Origin of the sequence: Tenacibaculum agarivorans, assembly GCF_001936575.1 — a bacterium.
Lineage (GTDB): Bacteria > Bacteroidota > Bacteroidia > Flavobacteriales > Flavobacteriaceae > Polaribacter > Polaribacter agarivorans.
Window position 1 is genome coordinate 1 of the sequence record NZ_MSMP01000086.1, and the last position, 1,950, is coordinate 1,950.

The 1,950-nt window shown below is 36.9% G+C and carries 2 protein-coding genes; both read left to right on the forward strand.

The annotated features are described in order from the left end of the window. On the forward strand, positions 1-1,739 hold a 1,739-nt coding region (locus BVC87_RS22930), incomplete at its 5' end, for a T9SS type A sorting domain-containing protein (protein WP_075344720.1). Positions 1,740-1,764: 25 nt separating this feature from the next. Continuing rightward, a complete protein-coding gene (locus tag BVC87_RS23730; RefSeq protein WP_200799232.1) occupies positions 1,765-1,941 on the forward strand; it encodes a hypothetical protein in 177 nt (58 codons plus the stop codon). The last annotated feature ends 9 nt before the right edge of the window (positions 1,942-1,950 follow it).

Below are 1,950 nucleotides of genomic sequence, written 5' to 3' on the forward strand. Positions count from 1 at the left end.
CAGGATCGGGACAAGCAGATGTTCCTGCGAACTGTGCAGATCACCCAGGAACTCAAATCGACAATACTTCAGATTCTTTTGATTCAAGTGGAGCCGTAATTATTACTTCAGCAATATGGACAGGAGCTACAGATTCAGATTGGTCTACAGCAGGGAACTGGGATATCAATGTATTACCAGAGACTACTTATGATCTTACTATTCCAAACGTAGCGAATAGCCCAGTTATTGGAATAGGAACTTCAGCTCAAATGGATGATTTAACAGTAGAAGCTTCTTCATCATTAGTGCTTTTAGACATGTCTAGTGCTCAAGTAGATGGTAATTTTGTAAATAATGGAACTGTAACGTTAAATTCAGGAGCATCGAATAGTAGTGCTTTACTTGTTAAAGGTACTGCTTCAGGATCAGGAACAGTAACCTATTTACGAGGAGGTTTAGTGGCGAATGAGTGGCATGTTGTTAGTAGCCCAGTAGTTGGACAAAGCATTAAAGAATTTGCAGAGAATGCTGCTAATGATATCAGAGTGAATACTACTGCCTCTCCAAATCGATATGCTATTGCCTATTATGATGATAGTAATGCAGATGGTTCAAAGTGGGTGTATTATACAGCCACTGATTTAGCAACTACCGCATTAACCTTTGAACAAGGTAGAAGTTATGCAGTCTCTAGAGCTACTGATGGATCGGTTACTTTTACAGGAACTTTAGAAACTAGTTCAGTAGCAAAGTCAGTTGTAGCTTCAGAATGGAATGCTATAGGAAATCCATTTACAGCATTTTTACCCTTAAACGAAAACTCAGGGGATAATTTTATAGCCGATAACTCAGCAGTAATGGACGCTGCTTTTGTAGCGGCTTATGTTTGGGATAATGCACAAGGGAAATATGTAGCGAATTCTTTAGTAAGTGATGCAAGTACAGTAGCACCAGGAGAAGGATTCTTTATTAGAACAGGAGCAAGTGCTAGTCCAATTTCTGTTACTTTAGATCAAGATCAACGATTAACAGAAGCAGCACCTGTAATAGTGAGTAGAGGAATCACAAACACAAACACTACTCCATCTATAGAGTTAGTAGCGACTTCAAACAATGTTTCAGTAACTACAGGGATTAAGTATTTTTCAAAAGCTACTAAAGGTTTAGATCCAGGTTATGATGTTGGAAACTTTGGAGGAGCGAGTTTTGATGTGTATACTCACTTATTAGAAGGATCTATAGAAGACTTTACAGTACAATCGTTACCAGATTCTGGTTATGAGACTATGGTTGTTCCAGTAGGATTACAATTAGAGGAGAATACTTCAGTAGCATTTTCTTTAACTAGTGAAAACTTACCATCAGGAGTTGAGGTGTATTTAGAAGATCAAGAAAAGGGAAGCTTTACTAGATTAGATAATGGATCAAATTATACCATTACTTCTACTTCAAAGATTAGTGGTGTAGGGAGATTCTATATCCATACCATTTCACAACAATTAAGCACTGATGATATCACAGAAGATATTACCAATGTAAAAATCTATACTTCAGCAAAGAGAGAATTAACCATAGCAGGTTTACAAACGCAGGCTACAGTTAGTATGTACTCAATTGCAGGACAAGAAGTATTAAGTACAGCAATAACTTCAAATGGATCAAGTGTAATTAGTTTACCAAGATCTTCAGCAGGAGTTTACATTGTTAAGTTAGAAGCAGGATTAGGAAGCATCACCAAAAAAATCATTTTAGAATAATATAGCGTAAAGAATCATATAGATCATGAAAGATAATAATACAAAGAAAGAAGAAATCACAAGAAAAGAAGCCTTACAAAAGTTAGGGAAATATGGAAAATACACAGCTTTAACGGCATTAGGGACTTATTTAATATTAAATCCAAAGAAAGCCCAGGCAGCTTCGCCAGAGCCACCGGGTGGAGGATTTGATGGGTTTTAATAATCGTGA